General features: G+C 53.0%; 22 protein-coding genes, 1 pseudogene and 1 riboswitch. Of the genes and pseudogenes, 12 read left to right on the top strand and 11 right to left on the bottom strand.

The window, feature by feature from the left end:
• Window positions 1–710: 710 nt before the first annotated feature.
• The 3 genes from VI895_14745 to VI895_14735 are packed head-to-tail and all read right to left on the bottom strand — an operon-like array spanning window position 711 to window position 2,551.
• Complete coding sequence (locus VI895_14745) at window positions 711–1,154, bottom strand: TPM domain-containing protein (protein ID HLG21056.1); 444 nt, start codon at window positions 1,152–1,154, stop codon at window positions 711–713.
• The gene (locus tag VI895_14740) at window positions 1,155–1,928 is read right to left on the bottom strand and encodes a TPM domain-containing protein (GenBank protein ID HLG21055.1); all 774 of its coding nucleotides are present in this window, start codon (window positions 1,926–1,928) and stop codon (window positions 1,155–1,157) included.
• A gap of 8 nt (window positions 1,929–1,936) precedes the next feature.
• The gene (locus tag VI895_14735) at window positions 1,937–2,551 is read right to left on the bottom strand and encodes a LemA family protein (protein ID HLG21054.1); all 615 of its coding nucleotides are present in this window, start codon (window positions 2,549–2,551) and stop codon (window positions 1,937–1,939) included.
• A 113-nt stretch (window positions 2,552–2,664) separates the two neighbouring features.
• Here VI895_14735 and VI895_14730 point away from each other — a divergent pair, with 113 nt between their 5' ends.
• Window positions 2,665–3,204, top strand: a complete 540-nt coding sequence (locus VI895_14730) for a DUF6580 family putative transport protein (GenBank protein ID HLG21053.1) — start codon at window positions 2,665–2,667, stop codon at window positions 3,202–3,204.
• On the opposite strand, the gene VI895_14725 is transcribed toward VI895_14730, so the two are convergent.
• On the bottom strand, window positions 3,145–3,990 hold the full coding sequence (locus VI895_14725) for a hypothetical protein (protein HLG21052.1): 846 nt from the start codon (window positions 3,988–3,990) through the stop codon (window positions 3,145–3,147). The two genes, VI895_14730 and VI895_14725, sit on opposite strands and share 60 nt — an antisense overlap.
• Before the next feature lie 295 nt (window positions 3,991–4,285).
• Window positions 4,286–4,867, bottom strand: a complete 582-nt coding sequence (locus VI895_14720) for a hypothetical protein (protein ID HLG21051.1) — start codon at window positions 4,865–4,867, stop codon at window positions 4,286–4,288.
• Between the two features lie 13 nt (window positions 4,868–4,880).
• A riboswitch (cobalamin riboswitch) is annotated at window positions 4,881–5,018 on the bottom strand.
• Window positions 5,019–5,092: 74 nt separating this feature from the next.
• Between VI895_14720 and VI895_14715 the strand changes: the two genes are divergently transcribed.
• A complete protein-coding gene (locus VI895_14715; GenBank protein HLG21050.1) occupies window positions 5,093–7,096 on the top strand; it encodes a cation:proton antiporter in 2,004 nt (667 codons plus the stop codon).
• 32 nt (window positions 7,097–7,128) lie between these two features.
• Here VI895_14715 and VI895_14710 read toward each other — a convergent pair whose 3' ends face one another.
• Window positions 7,129–7,917: a carbon-nitrogen hydrolase family protein gene (locus VI895_14710; GenBank protein ID HLG21049.1), complete on the bottom strand. Its 789-nt coding sequence runs from the start codon at window positions 7,915–7,917 to the stop codon at window positions 7,129–7,131.
• Window positions 7,918–8,042: 125 nt separating this feature from the next.
• Between VI895_14710 and VI895_14705 the strand changes: the two genes are divergently transcribed.
• The 5 genes from VI895_14705 (at window position 8,043) to VI895_14685 (ending at window position 11,852) form a co-directional block, all read left to right on the top strand.
• Entirely contained in the window at window positions 8,043–8,492 is a 450-nt protein-coding gene (locus VI895_14705) for a response regulator (protein HLG21048.1), read from the top strand.
• Window positions 8,493–8,503: 11 nt separating this feature from the next.
• Window positions 8,504–8,719, top strand: a complete 216-nt coding sequence (locus tag VI895_14700) for a hypothetical protein (GenBank protein HLG21047.1) — start codon at window positions 8,504–8,506, stop codon at window positions 8,717–8,719.
• The gene (locus tag VI895_14695; GenBank protein HLG21046.1) at window positions 8,670–9,818 is read left to right on the top strand and encodes a HAMP domain-containing sensor histidine kinase; all 1,149 of its coding nucleotides are present in this window, start codon (window positions 8,670–8,672) and stop codon (window positions 9,816–9,818) included. The genes VI895_14700 and VI895_14695 overlap by 50 nt, the downstream gene beginning before the upstream one ends.
• A gap of 1,042 nt (window positions 9,819–10,860) precedes the next feature.
• Window positions 10,861–11,370, top strand: coding sequence for a winged helix-turn-helix domain-containing protein (locus VI895_14690; protein HLG21045.1), 510 nt, complete (start codon window positions 10,861–10,863; stop codon window positions 11,368–11,370).
• Window positions 11,343–11,852 carry an IS630 family transposase gene (locus tag VI895_14685; GenBank protein HLG21044.1) on the top strand — a complete coding sequence of 170 codons (510 nt, stop codon included), beginning with the start codon at window positions 11,343–11,345 and terminating at the stop codon, window positions 11,850–11,852. Before VI895_14690 ends, VI895_14685 begins: the two co-directional genes overlap by 28 nt.
• 1,029 nt (window positions 11,853–12,881) lie before the next feature.
• Here VI895_14685 and VI895_14680 read toward each other — a convergent pair.
• The 3 genes from VI895_14680 to VI895_14670 form a co-directional block, all read right to left on the bottom strand.
• Window positions 12,882–13,382 carry a hypothetical protein gene (locus VI895_14680; GenBank protein ID HLG21043.1) on the bottom strand — a complete coding sequence of 167 codons (501 nt, stop codon included), beginning with the start codon at window positions 13,380–13,382 and terminating at the stop codon, window positions 12,882–12,884.
• Window positions 13,383–13,384: 2 nt separating this feature from the next.
• Window positions 13,385–13,720: a DUF4258 domain-containing protein gene (locus VI895_14675; GenBank protein HLG21042.1), complete on the bottom strand. Its 336-nt coding sequence runs from the start codon at window positions 13,718–13,720 to the stop codon at window positions 13,385–13,387.
• A 129-nt stretch (window positions 13,721–13,849) separates the two neighbouring features.
• Entirely contained in the window at window positions 13,850–14,479 is a 630-nt protein-coding gene (locus VI895_14670) for a hypothetical protein (protein ID HLG21041.1), read from the bottom strand.
• A gap of 378 nt (window positions 14,480–14,857) precedes the next feature.
• On the opposite strand from VI895_14670, the gene VI895_14665 reads away from it, so the two are divergent.
• The 4 genes from VI895_14665 to VI895_14650 all read left to right on the top strand — a co-directional run bounded on the left by VI895_14665 (window position 14,858) and on the right by VI895_14650 (window position 17,369).
• Window positions 14,858–15,193 carry a hypothetical protein gene (locus VI895_14665; protein HLG21040.1) on the top strand — a complete coding sequence of 112 codons (336 nt, stop codon included), beginning with the start codon at window positions 14,858–14,860 and terminating at the stop codon, window positions 15,191–15,193.
• Window positions 15,194–15,210: 17 nt separating this feature from the next.
• Entirely contained in the window at window positions 15,211–16,101 is an 891-nt protein-coding gene (locus VI895_14660) for a site-specific integrase (protein ID HLG21039.1), read from the top strand.
• Window positions 16,102–16,668: 567 nt separating this feature from the next.
• Window positions 16,669–17,040 (top strand): type II toxin-antitoxin system RelE/ParE family toxin, encoded by a 372-nt coding sequence (locus tag VI895_14655; protein ID HLG21038.1) that lies wholly within the window; start codon window positions 16,669–16,671, stop codon window positions 17,038–17,040.
• Entirely contained in the window at window positions 17,040–17,369 is a 330-nt protein-coding gene (locus VI895_14650) for an XRE family transcriptional regulator (protein ID HLG21037.1), read from the top strand. Before VI895_14655 ends, VI895_14650 begins: the two co-directional genes overlap by 1 nt.
• A gap of 210 nt (window positions 17,370–17,579) precedes the next feature.
• On the opposite strand, the gene VI895_14645 is transcribed toward VI895_14650, so the two are convergent.
• Together VI895_14645 and VI895_14640 are read right to left on the bottom strand one after the other, a co-directional pair.
• Window positions 17,580–18,272: a hypothetical protein gene (locus tag VI895_14645; protein HLG21036.1), complete on the bottom strand. Its 693-nt coding sequence runs from the start codon at window positions 18,270–18,272 to the stop codon at window positions 17,580–17,582.
• 232 nt (window positions 18,273–18,504) lie between these two features.
• A pseudogene (locus tag VI895_14640) lies at window positions 18,505–18,789 on the bottom strand (transposase domain-containing protein).
• 941 nt (window positions 18,790–19,730) lie between these two features.
• Between VI895_14640 and VI895_14635 the strand changes: the two are divergent.
• Window positions 19,731–21,008: a site-specific integrase gene (locus VI895_14635; protein HLG21035.1), complete on the top strand. Its 1,278-nt coding sequence runs from the start codon at window positions 19,731–19,733 to the stop codon at window positions 21,006–21,008.
• Window positions 21,009–21,106 lie beyond the last annotated feature (98 nt).

Raw genomic sequence — 21,106 nt, 5'->3', positions numbered from 1 at the left:
CGTTTAATGACCGAACTGACACGGAAGGGTTACCGACTCGTCACCGTATCTGAGCTTCTTAGAACTGAAACGGCCCGGCGTTAGGCTGGCGCGGGTCTCTCTCGATCTATTACTTCTGATAATGAATATTATGTTAAATTGTATAGCTCGCAGATGAGCTTCCAAAACCACGCTGCTCCCAAAACATCTAACGCCTGCCTACGATTCCCCTCCCACGAGGTACGGCCCAGAGATATACCGAAATGACATAAATGCTAAAGCAAGCCAATAAGAACAACCCGTAAGCGGCATTCTTAAGCACTTGCGGTACGGCTCGTTCCAAGACGGCTATAAAGCCGATAAGTACGGGGATTACCACAAGAGCTGTGTTTAATAGGGAGAGAATGGTCCATATTCTTCCCCAAGGTTCATCGCTTCGCTTTTTGATCCGAAGAAATACAAAGAAGGGACACAAAAACAAGGCTCCGTATCCGGCGAACGCCAAAACCAAAAGATGGATGTAATGGGATGCGGTTGGAAAATGCGATCGTTCGATCGAGTTTGCCAAATACATGGACATCAAAGGAAGCGTAAAGATCGTCGCGGCTGAAAAATTGGAAATCCGGTGAGGGGTTCCACAGACAAAACAAGTTGGGATGGGATACGTCCCCATCCGTTGCCAATAAGTGAACTTTTGACCACACCGGAAACAACTCTTCATACCGTCCTCTCTAACGAATCGTCGGCTCGTTGGAAAGTTCGTTCCGATTATCCCCGTTCGCCGGCAAATGTTCCGACAGAACGCGGCCGACTTGCTTTACGGCCAGACCCACGGCGTCCATAAAAGGCTTTTGGCGCAGCTGCGAGCCGAAATCCTGGGCGACGTTAACCCAGGTCTTTTCGGGCGCAATCTTCGCGATCCCTTCGTCCGCGACGATATGAAATTGCCTGTGCGGGATCGAAATGAAGATCAGGACGCCTGTTCGTCCTTTCGTGTGTTGCATTCCGAGACGGTGAAATTCCCTCAAAGCCCGTTCAATTAATGTCGAGCGACGTTCATGCCAGGGTATCCGCCTTTCAATGCTGACGCGGATTTCGCCTTCGGTGGTCCGTTCACATTCGCTTATCGTGTCACGCAGTTTACGAAGGTCTTCTTTTGTCCATCTCTGCGCCATCTACCAGCTCCCGCTCGCTCCCCCACCTCCAAAGGAGCCCCCTCCTCCGGAAAATCCTCCGCCTCCCCCTCCCGACCAGCCGCCGCCCGTCCAACCTCCGCCTCCGGTCCAAATTCCCGTGAAGAACCCGCCTCCCCTTTTGGATGAGATTCGATATCGCGTGCCGAAAATCACGGCCAAGAGAGGACTGAACATCAGCGACACGAAAATCGCAATCAAAAGAAAAAAGAAGAACGCTTCAAAAGTTTTAGTGGTTACGTGCCGCCCTGCTCGCGATTGGGCCTTATATGCTCCTTGTGTAGCGTTCATCATCGCGCGAACGCCCAGTGTGATCCCGCCGAAGAAATTGCCCGTTCGAAACTGAGGGCGGATTTCATTTCGAATGATCTGATCGCACAGAGCGTCGGGCAGGACCCCCTCCAGGCCGTAGCCGACCTCAATGGACATCTTTCGGTCCTCTTTGGCGATGAACAGGAGCGCGCCGTTGTCTTTCCCTTTCTGGCCGAGATGATTGGCGTGCGCGATGTCCAGCCCAACGCTTCGAATTTCCCGGCCTCCTAGCGACGGAATCAATAAAACCGCGATCTGGTTCGTCGTGGCCTGTTCGAAAGCTCTGAGCTCGTCCTCCAGCGTTTTCTGCTGCTCCAACGAGAGCGTTCCCGTGAAATCGGTCACACGCTGATGAAGTATCAACGGTGGATTCTCTTTGGCCGTCGCTTGTCCGCTTCCAACGAAAAAAAGAAGGGAAAGAGCAGGAACGAGGACAAAACGCATTTTGGTTTTTAGAACTTTACGGCCGGAACGGTCGTCTGGGCGGCTCCCGTAGCCTCAAAATATGATTTCGGACCGAAGCCGGCGAACCGGGCGATCCACATCGTCGGTAGCGTTCGAACGGCCACATTGTATTCCCGAACGGCGTCGTTGAAGCGCATTCGTTCCACGGCGATGCGATTTTCGGTTCCCTCCAGTTGGGCCTGAAGCTGAAGGAAATTCTCGTTGGCTTTAAGATTGGGATAGTTCTCCACGACGGCCATCAAGCGGGTCAACGCAGAGGTCAATTCCCCTTGTGCCTTCTCGAACATTTGAAAAGCTTGGGGATTCTTCAAAATATCGGGTGAAAGCGTCAATTGCCCCACTCTTGCGCGAGCCTCGGTTACCCTTTGGAGCGTCTCCCTTTCGTGCGAAGCATACCCTTTCACGGTTTCAACCAGATTCGGTATGAGATCGAACCTTCGTTGATATTGGTTCTGCACTTGGGACCAGGCATTGTTCGTCTGTTCGTTTAAGGCCACCAGGCGGTTGTAAAGAGAAAATCCTCCGATTCCGACGGCCAGAAGGAGGAGCAGAACAACGCCGATCCCGATGGCGGCAATGAATCCGATTTTTCCTTTGAACATAGTGGGTAAGCACCTCCTCGGGGCGCACTATTACAGGAAGGGGGCCGGAACACAAAACGGCGTGAAACGACTAAATTGGACAGAGTTCCAAACCGCGTGGTAATTCCTTCTTCATGCTTTCCTTATTGATGATCGGATTATGTGTTGTGTTGCGCGTGATTCCGCACCCGGCGAATTTCGCCCCCGTGGGTGCGACAGCTGTCTTTGCCGGCCGAACCTTGTCGCCGATGCGTGCGCTGGGAATTCTTTTCGGGCTGATGCTGTTGAGTGACGCACTCCTTGCTTTCATTTATGACTACCCTGTCATGACATTGGCAACACCGTTCGTGTACGGTGGCTTTGCGATTCAGATGCTGTGTGGTCGATGGCTGAGGTCGCAACGGGGCGGCGCACTGGCGGCCACGTTTTTCGGTTCGGTCCTTTTCTTTCTGATTTCCAATTTGGGTGTCTGGGTGGATGGACACCTTTACGCTTGGACGTTCTCGGGGCTCGTATCCTGTTACGCCGCCGCCCTTCCCTTCTTCCGCAACACGCTTCTGGGGGACCTGTTTTGGATCGTAGCGCTTACATTCTCCTATGAATGGATTGCGGCTTTAGTACGACGTGTGAATCAACGCCACGGCGTCGAGATCGAATCCCTCGGTTCCCTCTAAAAAGCTTTCGTTGTCACCCGTGTCCCGAAGCCGGATGATCCGGGCGCGCGGGAGCCCGACGCTTGCCAGGTCAAACTGGTCCCCTCCGACCGCAACGAGGGGCAGCTCTGAAGCGTACCGGACCGGCGTTACGCCCGCACACCCCCGATAGGGAGGCTCGTCTTTGGCACAAGGAAAATCGCGGAAGTCCTCCGGTGAGTCAACGGTAGCTACGGACACATACGCGGTCTCCACATAGACCTCTTTTCCATGGGAACCGTTGATGATGAAGGGATTTTCAAACACGACGAAATCGGCGCCGGGGCCATCCGCCAAATCTCCGCCCACCACTTCCAGGACGATTTCGCCGCCGTTACCGAGGGAAAGTAAGCGATCGAGGGCGGGCAACTTCGTGTCCAACGAGTAGTCGGGCGGGCCGAGGACCCGTGAGTTAAGATCCATGATGTCCCAGATCGGACGAATAGACTTCCCGCTCTTCGTTCTTCCCGGCACAAACGAGCGCACGGCGCATGAGAAAGGATCGAGCGCATGCTCCCGTGCGTCGGGCTTTTCTTCTTTTCCTGGCAGTGAGGATCCGCCTCCGCCCAGCATCGCTCCACCGCCGGATCGGTTCCCCTCCTCGCGACCGCCGACGTCCTCACGCTCAAGACGCTTCAAAAACTCGGGACTGACGGTGAGATCCTTGAGTGGAACCGTTCGAAAAACTTCTTTGCGCTCCCCTATCGATTCCCCCTTCACGACCTCGGCCTCGGTCGCGCCTTCGTCGCGGTACAACTGCGAAATCACGCTGGGTTCAATTCGATGGTTTTTCCTCGTGGTTTCACCGGCACCATTCGAAAGGGTTTGTTGTTCGTAGGTTGGCCTTCCTACCGGCGGCGCGTCCTTCCTTATCGATTCGCGTCGAGGTGAAGGATGGTGGCCGAAGGAACTTCCCCAGGCGCGAATTGACGTATAAAGCCAGCTTCCGGCGGTCGACGCCGTCATGAAAGCAAGGACAGCCGAAACAATGAGTGTGTACTTAAGCGCAGCCGGCGTACGGCGCTTCGGGAGCTTAATTTGAACGTGGAAGGAAGTTCGCATGTCAATTGGGGCACACGCTCGCAAAACTCATCATCGGAGGCTCACGGACCGGGACTCCGTCCGGATAGGCCAATGTGAAGCCGGTGTAAACGAAACCGAGTAGCGCTGCGTCCTGAGCGGGATATTCGCTGATAGCGACGTCACCCAACGTCCACTGTCCGGTGAGATCATTGAGGTAGAAATAAAGCCAGTTCGGATCGGAGTACGTAGCTCCGAAGCAGTTATCGGCCGGCCTTCCCACATCACCAATGGCGCAAATAACCATGCACCCGCCCGGCGGGCAGAAATCCAACGTAACCAGTGACTCTCCGGTCGCTTCGAGGGTGTCGAACGCCGTCGAGCTTTGATTTTGAAGCGTCACGCAATGAGTTCGTACGACGCCATCACTGGGAGAAATGATCCAGCCCATTCGCTTACCCGGCGCGGGCGTAGGTGTTGGGGTCGGTGTCGGTGTTGCAGTTGGGTCCGACGTCGGTACGATCAAAGTTTCCTGCTCGGACGTGGCGAGATCATCCGTCCCACATGCAGTGAAGGAAAGGATGAGAAAACACAAAAATAGAAAGGGATTTTTTGGAATGGACATTCGATTCTCCTCCACGGGATTTAATGGCTCTGGCGGGTGGTCGGACTTGCGCGCCCAATGCTCGCTCACCGTTGCGGGACAGCGCCGGATTTTCACCGGACTTCCCCCGGCCCAGGCCGTTATTAAGCTTGCCCGACGGTTCTTGCAGAGCGATTCGGGTGCGTCAAGATTTTTCCTGATTTCTTTCTACCCACCCTGCGGTTTGTTTCGTAATGTTCGGATGACGTGGGACTTCCTTTTCTGGGTGAGCTGCTTGTTTTAACGGGCGTAGGAGTTCTGGCAACGTTGCTGGTGGCGCGCTTTCGCCTTCCGGCGGTTGCGGGGCTATTGCTCGCCGGAGCCGTCGTGGGTCCCCACGGTCTCGGCCTGGTCGCCGATATTGAAGGGACGAAAAAGCTCGCCGAAGTGGGGGTAGCCCTCCTCCTGTTTACGATCGGTCTGGAATTCTCGTTGGCGAGTTTTGCGCGCATCGGACGACTTCTCATCCTGGGTGGCTCGCTACAAGTCGGCCTCACGATTCTGGGCGTTATGGCCATCTTTTGGTTTACGGGCCATTCGGTCACGCGCGGTATTTTCTTCGGTTTCTTGGTCGCTCTATCCAGCACGGCCATTGTTTTGAGAGGACTTTCAGAGCGGCGGGAGTTGGACGCTCCTCACGGCCGATTCATCATGGGGACCCTCATTTTTCAGGACCTGTGCGTCGTCCCGATGATGCTCGTTTTGCCCGTCTTAAGCGGCTCCGGTGCAAACGGAACATTTACAGCCATGGCAACGGCTTTGGCGAAAGCGGCGGCATTGGTAATAGCCGTCGGTTTTCTCGCGCGCACGATCGTGCCGAAACTCTTCGCGCACGTGGACGCTTTGCGGGTTCGAGAGATCTTTCTTCTATCTGTCTTGGCCGTAAGTTCGGGCACAATTTATGTGACTTCCTTAGCTGGCTTGTCGTACGCCTTGGGCGCTCTTCTCGCAGGGATGATTTTCTCCGAATCGGAGTACGCTCATCGAGCGATGACGGAAGTGCTGCCTCTGCGCGATGTCTTTTCGAGCCTTTTTTTCATGTCGGTCGGCATGTTGTTCGACGGACATGTCCTGCACGAGTACCCTGCGGAGGTCATTCTGGTGTTTCTCGGCCTGTTCGTGGGAAAAGGCTTGATTGCTACCGTTTCCTGCATGGCGATGCGTTTCCCCGCTTGGGTGGCCTGGCTGTCGGGCGTCAGTCTCGCGCAATTCAGCGAGTTCGGATTTGTCCTCGCCAGTACAGGGATGAGCCTGGGCCTCATGACGGCCGGCGAATCCCGCATTTTTTTCGCCGCGGGAATTTTCAGTATGTTTATCACGCCGCTGGCGATTCGGGTTGCTCCGCACGTAACCGCGGGAATGAATCTCCTCCGTCCCCTGGAGCGCTTGATGGGCGTGCGCGGTATCGACGAAGTTCATCGAAAAGAAAAAAATCTCAAAGACCACATCGTCGTGGCCGGTTACGGCTTGGGCGGCCAAATTGTTACGGACGCGCTTCGAGAGTCCAAAATTTCCCATGTTGCCATCGACTTGAATTCGGATACGGTGCGCCTGGCCCGAGCCGGAGGAAGGCCGGTTTACTACGGGGATGCCACAAGCGAAGAAACTCTTCGACACGCGGGAGTGGAACATGCGCGGGCTCTGGTTCTGTTGCTGAATGATGCGACGTCGAACCGACGGGTGATTGCGGCCGCAAAGAGAGTGGCTCCGAACACGCCCGTGTTTGCGCGAACCCACTACGTTTCCGAGCGTCCCTCCTTAAAAGATCTGGGTGCTTCCGATGTCGTATTCGAGGAATTGGAAGCCGGTGTGGAAATGATGGCGCGCGTGCTCCGCCACATGGGGATTCCCCGCAACATTCTCTCCGAACGGGTGCGGGAGATTCGGCAGAAGACACAACTCAGCGCTCGAAAAACCACGTTCGCCTCCCAGCCACTTTCGGCTTTTCGCGAACTTGAAAAAATCAAAGTGGAGACGTACGAAATTCGCGCCTCGGATTGCGCGAATGGAAAGAGTGCGATTCAAATCGGCCTCCGCCAAAAAACCGGAGCGTTTGTAATTGCCGTTCAACGAGCGGGCGACGTTGCCGAACTGCCGAACGGCGACTTCGTATTACGTCAGGGCGACGTCGTCTACCTTGCGGGCGCTCGCGCGAGCATATCGAACGCGTTTTCTGTGTTGGAAAGCGGCGAAGTCGAATCGACCGCCTAAGAACGAAAATTATCCATCAATGCATCCGTCGGTCAGCCCGCAACGGGGAACTGCCTTCGAAGTCGGTTTGATTCTCCGGGCGAAAGCCGGGCGAACTGAATCCCCGGGCGTGTGCCGGCGTCCAGCAGGACCTTTCCCCAGGGAGAAACCACGAGCGAGTGCCCAAACGTTCGCCGGCCGAGGGGGTGTCTTCCGGTTTGAGCCGGGGCGATTACCGTGGCCAGATTTTCGATCGCCCGAGCCCGCAAAAGGGTATGCCAGTGTTCCTTCCCCGTTTCATGCGTAAACGCCGAAGGAACGATCAAACAGTCCGCACCACGACGCGCTAAGTCTCGGTACATCTCGGGGAAGCGAACGTCGTAACAGATCGACATTCCAAGAATGATTCCGCGCCATTTGAACGTCACCAGCTTGTCTCCGGCACACACATTCTTCGATTCCCGATAGGCCCGTCGGCCGGGCGTAGTGACATCGAAAAGGTGGATCTTCCGATATCGCCCAAGGATTCGACCTCGTTCGTCGATGAAGAGACTGGTGTTGAAAACGCGCGTCGAATCTCGACGATATTCCGGATAACTGCCGAGTAGAATCGCGATCCGATGCTTGCGCGCCATCGATTGAATGGTTGGCATTGCCTTGTCCTTCCACAGCTCCCGCGCAATCCGGCTGAGATGTTCAGGATTTCCCATATAGAGCGCATTTTCGGGAAAAACGATCGCTTGTGCATTAAAGCGAACCGCCCTTTCCACAGCAGTCGCCACAGAAAGGAGGTTCTTTCGCCAATCTTCTTGGGAGTTGAGCTGCGCGACAGCGATCTTCATTGCTAAGTCATCATGCATGCAAGATCATTTAAGGACAAAATACGCTATTAAAGTCCGAGCAGCGCGAATTAAACGTATGGGTTTTTTGAAAAGAGATCTAGAATCAGGCCCGGGAGGTGGCTCCGATGGCTACCGGCTCAAAAAAGACTAAATTCCTAGAGATCTTGCTCGTCGAAAACAGTTCGTTGGATGCAAGGCTGACTACGGAAACGTTTAAGGATTCCAAGTTCAAAAGCCACCTGCACGTGTTATCGTCTGGAGAAGAGGCGTTGTCTTTTCTTCGCCGTCAGCCGCCCTACGAGGACGCCATTCACCCCGACCTCATCCTGCTTGATCTCAAGTTACAGAGAGAAGACGGTTACGCGGTGCTGAAGGAGATCAAGGAAGATCCGAAATTGAAACAAACCCCGGTCATTATATTAACCGGTTCGGAAGCGCGGGAAGATGTATTGAAAAGTTACGGTCTTTACGCCAACTCGTTTGTTACAAAGCCGCTCGAGATGTACGATTTTCTCCAGACCTTGCAAGCCATTGAGCATTACTGGCTTAATGTAGCCACCTTGCCACCTCGTTAGAGAAGAAAGCTTTGGAGTTCGAAAAAATTTTGAAATATCGTTCCTTGAGCCAGGAGCACCTGGAAGAGCTCTTGGCGATCGGCGCCGCCCTCTCCTCCGAACTCAATCTTGATCGTCTCCCGAACCGCATTCTCGAACTTTGTCGACGCCTGACCACCGCAGACGCAGGCTCTCTTTATTTGGCCGAACGACCCTTTACCGGCCAATCCCACATCGCTCCGCTTTAAACTCGCTCAAAACGACTCGGCGCCTGTCTCTTTCGAAGAATTCTCGGTTCCAATTAGCAACCAAAGCCTAGTGGGTTTCGTGGCGGTGACTCGAAAACCGCTTCGATTCGAGGATGTTTATCAAATTCCGGAAGACGCTCCTTATCGTTTCAACGTCCAGTTCGATGAAAAGAGCGGTTATCGCTCCAAGTCGCTCCTTTCCGTCGCCATGTCCAACCACAGGGATCAGTTGATCGGAGTGGTGCAACTTTGGAACAAGAAGAGAAACGCGAGAATAAAGCTCTCTCCCTCTAACACGAACGACCAAGCGATTCCGTTTGACGAAGGAGATTTCGACCTTTTGGCATGCCTGGCCTCTCAGGCGGCGGTCGCGATTGAAAATGCGGGTCTTTATCGCCAAGCCCAGGAAATGATCCGCTCGCGCGATCAATTTCTCTCCATCGCTTCCCACGAACTTCGCACTCCCTTGACCGCGATGATCCTGCAACTGAAAGTCGTCCTTCGCAAGGCCGAGGCCGGTGAGAAGTCGCATAATGAACTTTTAACGGTGGAACGGCATGTCGAGAACATGACGACCATGGTCAACAACCTTCTCGACATATCCCGCATTCAGGCCGGTCGATTAGAATTACATTTGGAAGAAGTCGACCTCGGCGTGGTTGTCCGCGAGGTGTTGGCCAAATACAAAGAGGTGCTCAACCAAAACGGATGCAGTCTGCAGGTTCGGGAGCACGGCCCGGTGATGGGAAGGTGGGATCGAGCAAGAATTGCGGAAGTCGTGTCAAGCCTCCTCTCGAATGCCGCGAAATTTGGAAGGGGAAAACCGATCGCGATCGAAATTACCGCGGATTCGGAAAACGGTCGTTTTACGATTCAAGATTCTGGAATCGGAATCGCTCCCGAAGATTCCGAACGAATCTTTGAACGGTTTGAACGGGCGGTGTCGGAACGAAATTACGGCGGCTTCGGATTGGGCCTGTGGGTCGCGCGGCAAGTCGTCGAGGCAATGCACGGAAACATCTCGGTGGAAAGTCGACCCGACGAAGGGGCGAAATTCACTGTGCTTCTTCCGAAATCCCTTTCGTCGAACCGAGCATAACGGTAATAACGGGGAAACAGGTGGCGGCGCAGGGAATCACGAAGGGGTTTTGGAACCGCGTGGAACGAAAGGCAAAACGAACAACATCAAAAAGGTAGCCGCCGGCGGATTACCGAGGATTGTTCGCCATATGTACCGATTACCGTCGACCTGTTCCACGAACGTTCCGCAGAAATGTTCCACAAACCACGTTTGAAGGAGTTCGGTTTTTCTTGAACGCCACTTATGCCAAAAAACACGAGCGGGCTATTGTGGATTGACCGCGCACTGCAATCTTCCTGTTTTTATTCAAGTGGACGTTCTGAATAAACGCCATGACCACATGCGTCCGGTGCCTCACCGTCTTTCCATTCCCTCCATCGGCTATCGAATAAAGATATAATGCCATCTCCATCAAGATCTCTGTGCGCCCGGTACTTGTAAGTGGAAGGCGTTGCCAATGCCTTGAACATGCTAATCGCCCGCTCCATGCTGTGTGATGAAGCGCTTGCCATCAAAACAATAAATTGTCGCCCCACCTCCAGCGAGGAAATTGGGGGGCGGGGGTGGTTCACGTTGGATAAGGCAATCACGATTTTCCGGAACTTCCTTGAGTCTTCCTTCCCAGACGTGGAGGCTACCAACTTTCTCAATTGAGGCTGTCCTCAAGATTCCATCCTTTTTGAAAAAAACGATTTTCGCGTCGATTCGATGTTCCCAGCCGAATCCCTTGCCGGGAAATGCATAGTCCGTGACACCGTTGCCATCGAAGTCCCCGCGCACACAATAAACGCCGTTTTCAAGGTCGTTTGTCGACCAGCCAATATCCTTTAGGCCTGCGTCACGGACAACATCGCTGGAACAGTAACAGCGCGGAACCACTAAGTCTTGCGTCTGCCTTGACTCTCCTTGTGTCATCGTTCGGCTTATCGTTTCATCCTCATATTGACACTGGGATCCAGTAACCTGCGCTCTAGATTCTGTCGTATTATTGAGTCTCGTATAATATAGAGACATTTTGATAGGAGTATGCTTTACTCTTTGTATGGGAAACCCAGCAGGAGTGAGGCGAGATTTTGAGGCATTGGAAGAGCGGCGGTTCTTGGCCGCAGAGCTGATTCGCAAAGGAGTTCACGAAGCGGAAGTGGCTCGGCAGGTGGGCGTCTGTCGGCAATCCGTGAATCGTTGGGCGCAACAGCTTCAAGCGCGGGGCAAAAAGGGATTACAGCAGGCGGGTCGGGCGGGTCGAAAACCCAAGATTGCAGCGAAAGACCTTCAGCGAATCGAGAAACAACTCAAAGCAGGAGCCGAAGCACAAGGCTATCAGACGGGACTATGGACGCTTCCCCGCGTGGCCCAACTGATCGAGGCGGAATGTGGAGTTTCTTATCATCCCGGTCATGTCTGGCGAATTCTCAAATCTCTAGGATGGAGTGTTCAGCGCCCGACGGGACGAGCGATCGAACGAGACGAGGAAGCCATTGCCCGATGGAAGAAGTCCCGATGGCCCGCTCTTAAAAAAAAGCCCGGCGCGAGAAACGCACGATCGTCTTCGTCGACGAAAGTGGGCTGAGCGAGCGACCCCACCGTTGCCGAACCTGGGCTCCCCGGGGCCAAACCCCCGTTCTCCAATATCATTTCAGTTGGAAAACGCTCTCCGCCATTGCCGGAGTGACCTGGTGGAATTTCTATTTTCGCCTGTTTCCTGGCGCGATTCGAAGTCCGCAAATCGTTTTCTTTCTCCGTCATCTCTTGCGCCATATTCCCGGCCGACTCCTGGTCATCTGGGATGGCCTTCGCGCCCACCGGAGCCAGATGGTTGCCGACTTTGTCCATTCCCGACGTGGCCGACTCCACCTGGAATCCCTACCGGCCTACGCCCCAGAGCTCAACCCGGTCGAATATCTTTGGGGGTACTGGAAGCATCATGAACTGCCGAATTTCTGTCCGAAGGATTATGCGCAACTCAACAGATTTGCACGTCGGGCTCTCCGAAAAATGCGCCGTCGACCCACCCGGGTCTCTGCCTTTTGGAAACAGGCCGAACTCTTCTAAACGTCTCTATATTATACGAGACTCAATAGTATGCTTTCGAGACGGTGTCCCCAAAACTTTAAGCACATTCTTACTCACATTTAGAGGACCCGAATAACCACAGGAAGTCTCGCCAAACGTTCCGTCCCTATTCCTCCTTGCGAGGACGAGGTACTCCGTGCCAAGAACAGGAATGAACGGAAAGTTCAGGCACTCCGGACCGATACCTGGCGTAGACAGCGCTAGAGTCCTGGCAGGATTTCCTTTCCAAACGGTTTTCACTTCGAACGATGCTTCTAGTGCGCCTCCAACTTGTTGTGTGCGCTTGAGTTCGGCATTCCAGCCTGGACCGGTAACGGCCACAAGTGGGCCCGAGAAAATAACGTCAGCTCGCTTGATGTCCTCTTGCATTGATGCGGGAGTTTTTGGCGCGCACTTACACGCCAGGACTCTCTGTGCAGGGAACAAAACGGAGAAAGCTACCGCCAGCGCCAGTCTTCCTTGAAAAGTCATCTATGCCTTCACATTCTTAAAACGTCTCATCCACATACAACTGAATCGGCACGTGTTCGTCAGACGGTCATAGTTGGAGAAACGGATATTCATGTCAAATTTCGAATCAACATGGGGTGACGAGCCTGTTCGTACCACCGGCGTCACACTCAACTTTGAGTTCAAGTGCAGTTGAGTCGTGAATTGAGTGTGACATCGGATTGAATCAACTGAAATCATAGTAATAAATGCATCCGTGCTCATATTTTCCATGCGCCTTCGTACCCGCGACCACCCCCCCTCTACCATGTATGAAACAGTGGGGAATAGGGGGGGTGGTCTCGGCTACTTCGGCGGAAATAGACGGGCACGGATGCAAGAAGTTGAAAGTGGAGTCAGGGGGACCAAGGAGGAGCAATTGAATATTCTTCAGTTAATGGATTTCTTGAAATGTTGGGGGTGGACGTGTTGGAAAGCTGCAAGCTGGAAGGATGAGGAAGCAAAAATCGTCTCTAGGGTTGTGTCTAGGGGAACGGGTCGGATTTTGGAAAGAGAGCATTAAGAGGCATGGTCTTTGGGAGCGGCTTGCTTTGACTTGAAGGAATGTAAGACCGCCTCGAACGGAATCTGCAGCGGCTGCGGCTCCCAAAACTGGGAAGCCTGAATCGCCTCCCGATGGTATGCGAACTCCGCGCTCATCCTATACCGTTGGTGCAACTCTCCCGCCGCCAAATTTCGAATCGCGAAATCGTTAGTCGGATACTCCAAACGTTCGTCAGCCACATCCTCCCATTTCTTGATGGTCGACGCTCCGAGACTCATTCTTGACGCAAATTCTCGAAGCGAATGGCCAAGGAAGTGCCGGAGAAACTTGATTTCATTTCCCGTGAGAAACGCGGGCTTCAAAAGGATAGCTTGCGCAATCGCCAGGTCGAGCTTTTCCGTATCCACGTCGAGTACCTCCATGCTCCCGACTTTACGAAACGGGAAGTTCAGCAACATCACCGGAAACCCCGCCCCGTGGTATGTGTATTCCGATTTGTAATAGCGCTCTGCCATAGTTAGACCCTCTCTCCTTTGTGGGCCGGATTGTATACCGTGACGAGAAGTACGCCTTCGTCAATCGCGATCACGATACGTAGCTCCTGGCCATCCCGATCCTTTCCTCGAAACGAATACGACCATTTTCCAAGAAGCGGTTCCCACCGGTCCCGGGAAGGCTCTCGCCACCGCGGAAGCTCGCCCCAAAGAATGTTTCGGACGTCCGCCATGTAGATCCCACGTTCCAACACCCGACCCTCGCCGTGATGCGTTTCATTTACCGGAGGGCGGGAATCGAGGAATTGCAATAGTTGCTTTTCATCGATCTTCGGAGGCCGCTTGCCTTTAACAGCCATTCTAACAGCTTGTTCCTAAATAGAACATACGTATCCTTGATGTATGATATACATACGTAGTTTCAATATGTTAACTTATAACGCATAGATACTGATGTTCAAATATTGAACAAAAACATGTTGACCCCTCTAGCGATGCCTTTTTCTCCCAAGCCGCAACATTCGTTTCAAGATTCCCTCGTTTTTGTCCCACTGCTCCTGATTCTCCGCCGCCATGGCCTCAATGAACTTGTCGCCGTAGCGCTTTTGGAGAGCTTCGAAAACGAGTTTCTTCTGAAATCCGGAGACACTTAACCCCTCCTCCTCCGCGGCCTCTTGGACCATATCGACCACCTTTTGGCCCCGGTAGGCCGTAAGTCCCTTCACGATCGGGAAAAGCTTGTCGGGAGCCAGTCGAGGCTTCTTCCCCTGTTTTCGCCGATCGTAGTCGTGAATGGCGAGCGACCGGATGTAATCCGTAATGGTGATTCCGCGCTTCGTTGCACGCTCGCGGATCGCCTCGTTAAGCGATGGCTGGACGACAATATTGAGATTCACCGTCCGGGTCTCGTCTTTGATCCATTCGGTGGGGAGTTTTTCTTCCGGCGGGATGTGCATGACGTCGTAGACCGCCAGGCGGCGCAGATAACTTCCGACCCGTCCCCAGATTTGGGAACTCACCTTATCCATGAAATCCCGAAGGCTTGGTTCCAAACGGATGTTGATTGGAACGGTTTCGAATCCGAGATCCTCGTCGCGGCCTGCTTCCTTTGACTTCACGGCGGATCACCCTGGTTCATTTTTGCCGAACTGTAAACGTTTTTGTGTACAGTTTCCATTGACATCATTTCGCGGCGAGGCGACTGTCAATGTTACTCATAATCTTGAAACAATACATCTTCCGGGAAGGGATGTCATGCCATTCATTGAACGCCGAACCGACTTGCGATATGAGACATCGCATTCGTCGTTCTTTGACAATGGAATAGGTCGACTCGTAACGGTGCGTGAATTGGCGACGATTCTCGCGGTAAGTGAAAAGACCGTCCGGGATTGGGTGTTCAAACGAAGGGTTCCAACCGTGCGCCCTGGCCCCCGGATGGTCCGCTTCGCTTTACGAGAAATCGGTCGGTGGTTGTTGGAAAGAGAGAGTGAAACATGATCGACAACCACACATATCGGGGAAAGCGCGTCGAGGTTTCGGTGCGCGGGTACCCAGGAATTTACCGGATCTGGATATGGAACGAGGAGAGACAAAGATACGTCGATCCCCGGTCATTTCCGGGTCTTCGCCAGCAGCCGTTTCGAGCCAAACGCCGCGTGAAAGCGCTGGGAAAATGGGTCCAGGTCTCCGGCTGCTTCGATTCGATCGAAGAGGCCAAGGCCTGGAGAGACGCCGGCTCGGTCGAGATCGGACGGCCAAGAGTAGCGGTCTACACCTTCGGACAATTGGTAAGCGACTGGCGGAGTGGACAAAAACGTCCACCCGTCTGAACGAGCATACGTGGGATATGTACGGCAAAGATCTCGTGCATTTGGAGTTCTTTTCCGAGATTCCCGTTGAGGAGCTTACGTCCGAAGATATCGACGCCTGGCTTAACCGGGCGAAAGAGCCATTGTACCCCAAACCACCGAGCCGGACATCGTTTCGGCGAGAGGTAAAGACGTTGAGGACGATTCTCAACTGGTTCAAGGAGTACAAGAATCCTCGGTACCAAAATCCTTACCTCAGGCGGCATCTTCAGGATGCCGTTTTTATCCGAAAGGTTGTTCGGGCTGAGAAAGCGCTGACGTGGGAAAAGCTCGAGCGGTTCTGGCTGCGTCTTAAAACGCATCATAAGCCGGTTTACTTTTACCTGGCGTCGTATCAGGGGATGACCGGAGCGAGGATCGGAGAAGCGTGCGGCCTTCAATGGGACTGCGTGGATCTCGAAAGAGGTCGCGCGGAAATCCGCCGGACCATTTGGTGGAACTACCGGACGAAGGAACCGAGGCTGAAGGAAGGCACGAAAAACGGTGAAGATCGAATCGTCCTTCTTCCTGCTAGGCTCGTGGATCTCCTGCGCGAACGGAAGGCAACAGGAGCTAAAGGTTCCTTCGTCTTTCATTCGGAAGGTGAGCCGCTTCATTACCCGGCAGTGCAGAACGCCTACAACAAGGCGTTAAAGGCCGAAGGATTTCCGCAGCGATCCACGCACTTTCTTCGTCACACGTTCGCAAAGCTTCATGCGGATCAAACGAAGAACAAACGGGCCACGCAGGCGGCACTCAGCCACCGAACGGCCGCGATCACCGATCATTACGCTCGGGCGAACGAAGAAACGCAGGAATCAGCAATCGCTGATTTCTTGGTCGGGAAAGTAAAACCGGTAGGACAAGAAGTAAGCGTGACACTGCAGTAGTGGCGTCCGCTTTTTAAGAGGTGTTCCACAAAGTTCCACAAACGTCTTTTCGTCCGAACCGCCCTGAATGATTTCATGAAGTTAAAGTGAAAAGAGTGGCGGCGCAGGGGATATTTTAGGGCCTTTGCATCTGTTTGGAAACAAATGGGAATTCAACAATAACAAACCGATAGCCGGTTCCAAGTATCACTGGATTTCACGCGATATCACCCCGTTACAGTCGAGCGGTTACTAAACGTTACTAAGGTCGCGTCTTGGAAGAAAAACAAAGAATGGCGGAGAGGGGGGATTCAACATGCCCCCTCATAACACCTCGTCTTTACTGCGGGAAATCAATCAATGCAAACCGTTAGTCATCGAAGGACTAAGGGGAAGTTCGGTCCAATTCCGTCCGTTACGGTCGACCTGCTCCGCAAATGTTCCGCAAAATGGAGACCGAACGATTTTGGTTCGTAGCTACAGGTCAGATAATGTGGCCGGAGATACATTGAGCACGCGGGAAGCGACCTTGACAGATTACACATTTTTATATACATTATTTTGTAACAATTCAACAGTGAGGAGAGGATGACGGTGATCACGAATGGCTCCTCTTCTCGGGTTAAGCGGTTGGAATGGGAAGGAGATTCCCTCGAAGTGATTCGAGACTTCCCAAAAGAAGTGCGGCTGAATTTGGGAGCCGATCTCCGCCGGCTCCAGGAGGGCCGAAAGCCCCAGGACTGGCGCCCGATGCATTCCATCGGTCCGGGGGTGGGCGAAATTCGAGACCAAGACGAGCGGGCCTGGTATCGAGTGATTTTTTATATGAAGGTTAAGGATATGATTTACGTCTTACACGCTTTTGAGAAGGATACCGCGAAGACAACCAAACACGATCTTCGAACGGCCAAGCTTCGGCAAAAGGCGCTGCAGGCGCGTTTGAGGAAGGAAGGTAAGTAATGAAGGCGGCCGTAAAGACACCGGAAAATAGACGAGAAAAATCAAAAACACACGGGGCAGACTCGGTGTTTGAAGATCTGGGATTCAGCCCGGAAGAAAGCGTCATTTTTGAGCGACGGACGGAATTGGTCGATTTAATTATCGCCTGCGTTCGAAAACTTAAATACAACCGACGGGATCTAGAAAAGAAACTGGACGAGCCGCAGCCGAGAATCAGTGAACTGATGAGAGGCAAGATCGCGCGATTTAGCGTAGAAAAACTGCTCCGATATTGCGATCGACTGGAAATCCCGGTCGGCTTCCAGTTGTTACGCGCCCGGCCCAAGTAAAGAAGATTGCGGACGCATTACAGAACATGGCTTGTTTTTGGCTTCCGCTTTGCTGCCGGCGCCTCGATGTCAAGACACCGGAAGAATCCAATGATTGAATTTTGCACGGAATTCTGACATGCGCGCTCACCAAGGATTCTGCATGCGATCGCTACGCATGATCTCTTACCCATCAACGCGAAGAAAATGAACCCGAGTTTCTGCGACGGTTCAAAATGATCGCTTCTTCAAAACCTCACGAGCTTCTTTCTTGGTATATAGGTCCGGGTCCTTGGAAAGCCGCAGTGTAAGCTCACGAGTGATCGACGGGTTCCCGAGGGTCTGCCGTCGTACCCACGGTTCTCGATCCTGACTGACCTTCTGTAGCAGCGCGGCAGGGGTACTCGGATTCGTCGCCACCCCTCCTCTGACGCCATTATCTTTGTCATCGGCCAACTCCTCAAGTACATGGCTTGGAGTGCTGGGGTTTTTGGCGACAGCGGCCCTCACGCGAGTTTTGTCATGTTTGCTCAGCGTTTCGAGGATATCTTTCGGGCAGGCTTGGTTTGCGGCAAGCGTGCTTGCAACACTTTGGTCGAATCTCACCCAATAACTCTCAAACACACTTCTCAACACGGGGCTGGACTCTGATCTCGCTTTTGAATTGAGGCGCCTGCTGTAAAGCTCGCCGACTGATACCGAAAAGAATACGAACAGTATTCCGGAGGCCAATACGAGGTGGCCCACCCCCAATCGTCCCCGTGTTCCTTCCAAAGGGATGGATCTTCTGCGCTCGCTGAAGTATATCCCTCCCGTAAAGGCCGCCCATGCGATGGAGAAGACTGGCAATGCAATGGCAACCATATTATAGCCAAGAAATAAGAGTGCAATTGGCGAGCTGAAACTCACGACCGCAATCGGCAACGATATCCCACCCGAAACAAGAGAGGCGTACTTTAGGGATCTAGCGAATTGCGTTTGCCGATTCCATGTAGCTCGAACAAGAATATAGAATCCGAGTAACAGAACTACCGGCAGTATGAATATACTGACGGGACTGAAAAAGAAGCGGTGAGTCGAATGATGGAAATTGTCCAGCAGGAGGTTCAGCATAATCTTTCAGGGCTGCATTCTTTAGCCGTCCAAATCAAGCTTGTCATTCTATGCCAACAAAACCCCAAAAGAAATGGACCATCCTTCGTCGGCTTTGCCTTCCCTTTGCGTCCACATCCGATCGAAGCGGACTCTCGGCAACGAGGGTCTTCCAGATCCGCGGCGTGAGCTGATGAACATCCTTGACCGGATGACGATCGCCCCGCTGTAAGACGTCGATCAAGTAGGTCACGGGATCGATTTTGTGCAGTCGACAGGTCGCGATCAGACTGAACGCTATGCTGGCGTACCGCGCCCCGACCTCCGCCCCACAGAACGGAAAGTTACGTTTTAAGCGGGTGAATGTGATCTTTTTTCGGGCACGGAATGCATCAATCCTGGATGCCAAAATGATCGGCACGGCTCTTGAAAAGATAACCACCTATGAACGGATCGTAGCTCCGAAACCCCCTCGGGCTTGAACCTTTCAGTTCGGGAACCACATCTCGGATTTGGCAAGTATTCCTCCGAGACCGATTTTCGGTCTCTCTTCCCTATCTCCTAACGGATGGCGTATCGCCATTTTCAGTCATTTCACACCCTTAACTGACCGCCGTGTTGGTACGTCCGTTTCTCCAACGGAACAGTTGGATTCAGGGTTACAAACCGCAGGAAAGGAGATCGGTGATTTCGAGTGACAGAAAGAATTTCTCCAGGGGATTGGGGACGGAGTCCCCAAGTGTTTTTAACGGGGGGGATATCAACACCCCATGCTTGCAACAGAATCAATCCTCCCCGTACGACAAAACCAAGCGAATAAAAAGCCCACCTATTTCCCGTCAAACGAATACATCTTCATCACGGACAGCCAAATAATTCGTATCCTGGGGGTTGACGCGCCCCAGCACAAAATGATTAAGATGCACTGAATTTAATCGCCATCAGTTCCTACGCGGACTGCGGCTAACTTTAACCCCAGCTCATTCATCTGTCTTATGGTCAGCGGATGTGCTCTTCGAAACAGGAGCCATCTTTTATGTCCGATGCTATCGTACAACACGTACGCACTCGCGAGATTCGCCCACCGAACTCCCGAGAGCTGTTCTTTGAAAACGGAATATATCGACTGTTAACGGTCAGTGATGTCGCGGGAATCCTAAGATGCAGCGCGGGAACCGTCCGTAACTGGGTTTATCGTGGGCTCATCCCCACGGTCCGGCCCATGCCGCGGATGGTGCGAGTTGATCCGCGCGAACTCTGGAACTGGTTATCAGAAAGGAAGGAATTCCGATGAATGATAATCAGAAAAAACCAAAAGCATTACAACTGACCAGCGTACGTGGATTTCCTGGGATTTATAAAGTCCTGGTGTGGAACGAGGAAAAACAGAATTACATGTCTCCTCGATTGATCGTCTCGTGCCGGCAGAAGCCGTACCGTGCGGTACGGTGGATCAGAGTGTTAGGGAAGCGGAAACAGCAAGGCCGTTTCTTCGACCGCTTGGAACAAGCTCGCGCGTGGCGAATGGAAACCAATCCCGAATCTCCAAAAGAGCGATCGTCATCGTATACGGTGAAAAACCTTCTGGACGATTGGAGGGAGTGGTCCAAACCACCCAGGCTTCAAAAAGGGACCTGGGATCTCTACGGCAAGGACTTGGTTCACTTAAAGTTCTTGTATGACGTTCCGATGAATGAACTGACTCCGCATGACATCGACGCGTGGTTGAGGCACTGCCTTGGTCCTTCATATCCGAAGAAAAGCTCGCGCGTGTCGTTTCTCCGCGAAGTAAAAACGCTGACTACAGTGTTTAACTGGTATCGAGAGCGAAAAGACAACCTCTTTCAATCTCCGATTCTCAGACGACACCGGACGGATGCGTTCTTCAAGGCGAAACCGGCCAAAGAAGACGTTTCGCTAAGCGTGGAGGAGTTGGAGAAATTCCTTGAACGTCTGCGCCAGCATCACCGCCCGGTGTACTACTACCTGGCATCGTTCCAAGCTCTCTGCGGAGCTCGGGTCGGCGAAGCGTGCGGGATCGAATGGCAATCTGTGCATCTCGATTTTTCAGTCGTCGAGATCAAACAGATATGCGCGTGGGACTTCAAAACGAAAGTCCCCTATTTGAGAAAGGGGACAAAAACCGGCGAAGTCCGACGGGTTGTCATCCCTCCGCGGCTTGTGGAGTTATTGCGGGAATGGAAAGAGAACGGAGTCAACGGACCTCTGGTCTTTCATAACGACGGCGTACCTTTGAGATACAACGCGATTCAGAGCGCGTACAAAAAAGCGTATCGAGCTGTCGGAATCCCGGAGCGATCCACGCATGTGTTGCGGCACACGTTTGCGACGATCTATTCGGATCAGACAAACGACATCCGTGCGACTCAATCTGCAATGGGTCATCAAGATCTTCGGATCACGCAGCATTACGCGAAGGTCGCGGAACGAAATCAGCGCAAAGCGATTCAAGATTTTGCGTTGGGACGAAGTAAACCGGACAGAAACATTCCGCCACCGGAGGGGACGATTGTCATTCCTTTGGTGCGGAAAAAGGAAACAGCATAAGAGCAGTGGTTACTATTTGTTACTAAACGGCCACCGATTGAAAAAAGCTTCGCATGATTTCGCGAGGTTAGGAGTAGAGGAGTGGCGGCGCAGGGAAT

Source organism: Bdellovibrionota bacterium (assembly GCA_035292885.1).
Classification (GTDB): domain Bacteria; phylum Bdellovibrionota_G; class JALEGL01; order JALEGL01; family DATDPG01; genus DATDPG01.
Note: the sequence above shows the minus strand (reverse complement) of the source record. Positions and strands in the feature narration are given on the sequence as shown.

What these genes read in the sequence shown, in the direction of transcription:
- VI895_14660 (HLG21039.1), top strand. Translation starts at nt 15,211, where the DNA reads ATGTACGGCAAAGATCTCGTGCATTTGGAGTTCTTTTCCGAGATTCCC.
- VI895_14655 (HLG21038.1), top strand. Translation starts at nt 16,669, where the DNA reads ATGACGGTGATCACGAATGGCTCCTCTTCTCGGGTTAAGCGGTTGGAA.
- VI895_14675 (HLG21042.1), bottom strand. Translation starts at nt 13,720, where the DNA reads ATGGCTGTTAAAGGCAAGCGGCCTCCGAAGATCGATGAAAAGCAACTA.
- VI895_14735 (HLG21054.1), bottom strand. Translation starts at nt 2,551, where the DNA reads ATGTTCAAAGGAAAAATCGGATTCATTGCCGCCATCGGGATCGGCGTT.
- VI895_14680 (HLG21043.1), bottom strand. Translation starts at nt 13,382, where the DNA reads ATGGCAGAGCGCTATTACAAATCGGAATACACATACCACGGGGCGGGG.
- VI895_14665 (HLG21040.1), top strand. Translation starts at nt 14,858, where the DNA reads ATGATCGACAACCACACATATCGGGGAAAGCGCGTCGAGGTTTCGGTG.
- VI895_14705 (HLG21048.1), top strand. Translation starts at nt 8,043, where the DNA reads ATGGCTACCGGCTCAAAAAAGACTAAATTCCTAGAGATCTTGCTCGTC.
- VI895_14720 (HLG21051.1), bottom strand. Translation starts at nt 4,867, where the DNA reads ATGTCCATTCCAAAAAATCCCTTTCTATTTTTGTGTTTTCTCATCCTT.
- VI895_14710 (HLG21049.1), bottom strand. Translation starts at nt 7,917, where the DNA reads ATGAAGATCGCTGTCGCGCAGCTCAACTCCCAAGAAGATTGGCGAAAG.
- VI895_14635 (HLG21035.1), top strand. Translation starts at nt 19,731, where the DNA reads ATGAATGATAATCAGAAAAAACCAAAAGCATTACAACTGACCAGCGTA.
- VI895_14745 (HLG21056.1), bottom strand. Translation starts at nt 1,154, where the DNA reads ATGGCGCAGAGATGGACAAAAGAAGACCTTCGTAAACTGCGTGACACG.
- VI895_14650 (HLG21037.1), top strand. Translation starts at nt 17,040, where the DNA reads ATGAAGGCGGCCGTAAAGACACCGGAAAATAGACGAGAAAAATCAAAA.
- VI895_14740 (HLG21055.1), bottom strand. Translation starts at nt 1,928, where the DNA reads ATGCGTTTTGTCCTCGTTCCTGCTCTTTCCCTTCTTTTTTTCGTTGGA.
- VI895_14730 (HLG21053.1), top strand. Translation starts at nt 2,665, where the DNA reads ATGCTTTCCTTATTGATGATCGGATTATGTGTTGTGTTGCGCGTGATT.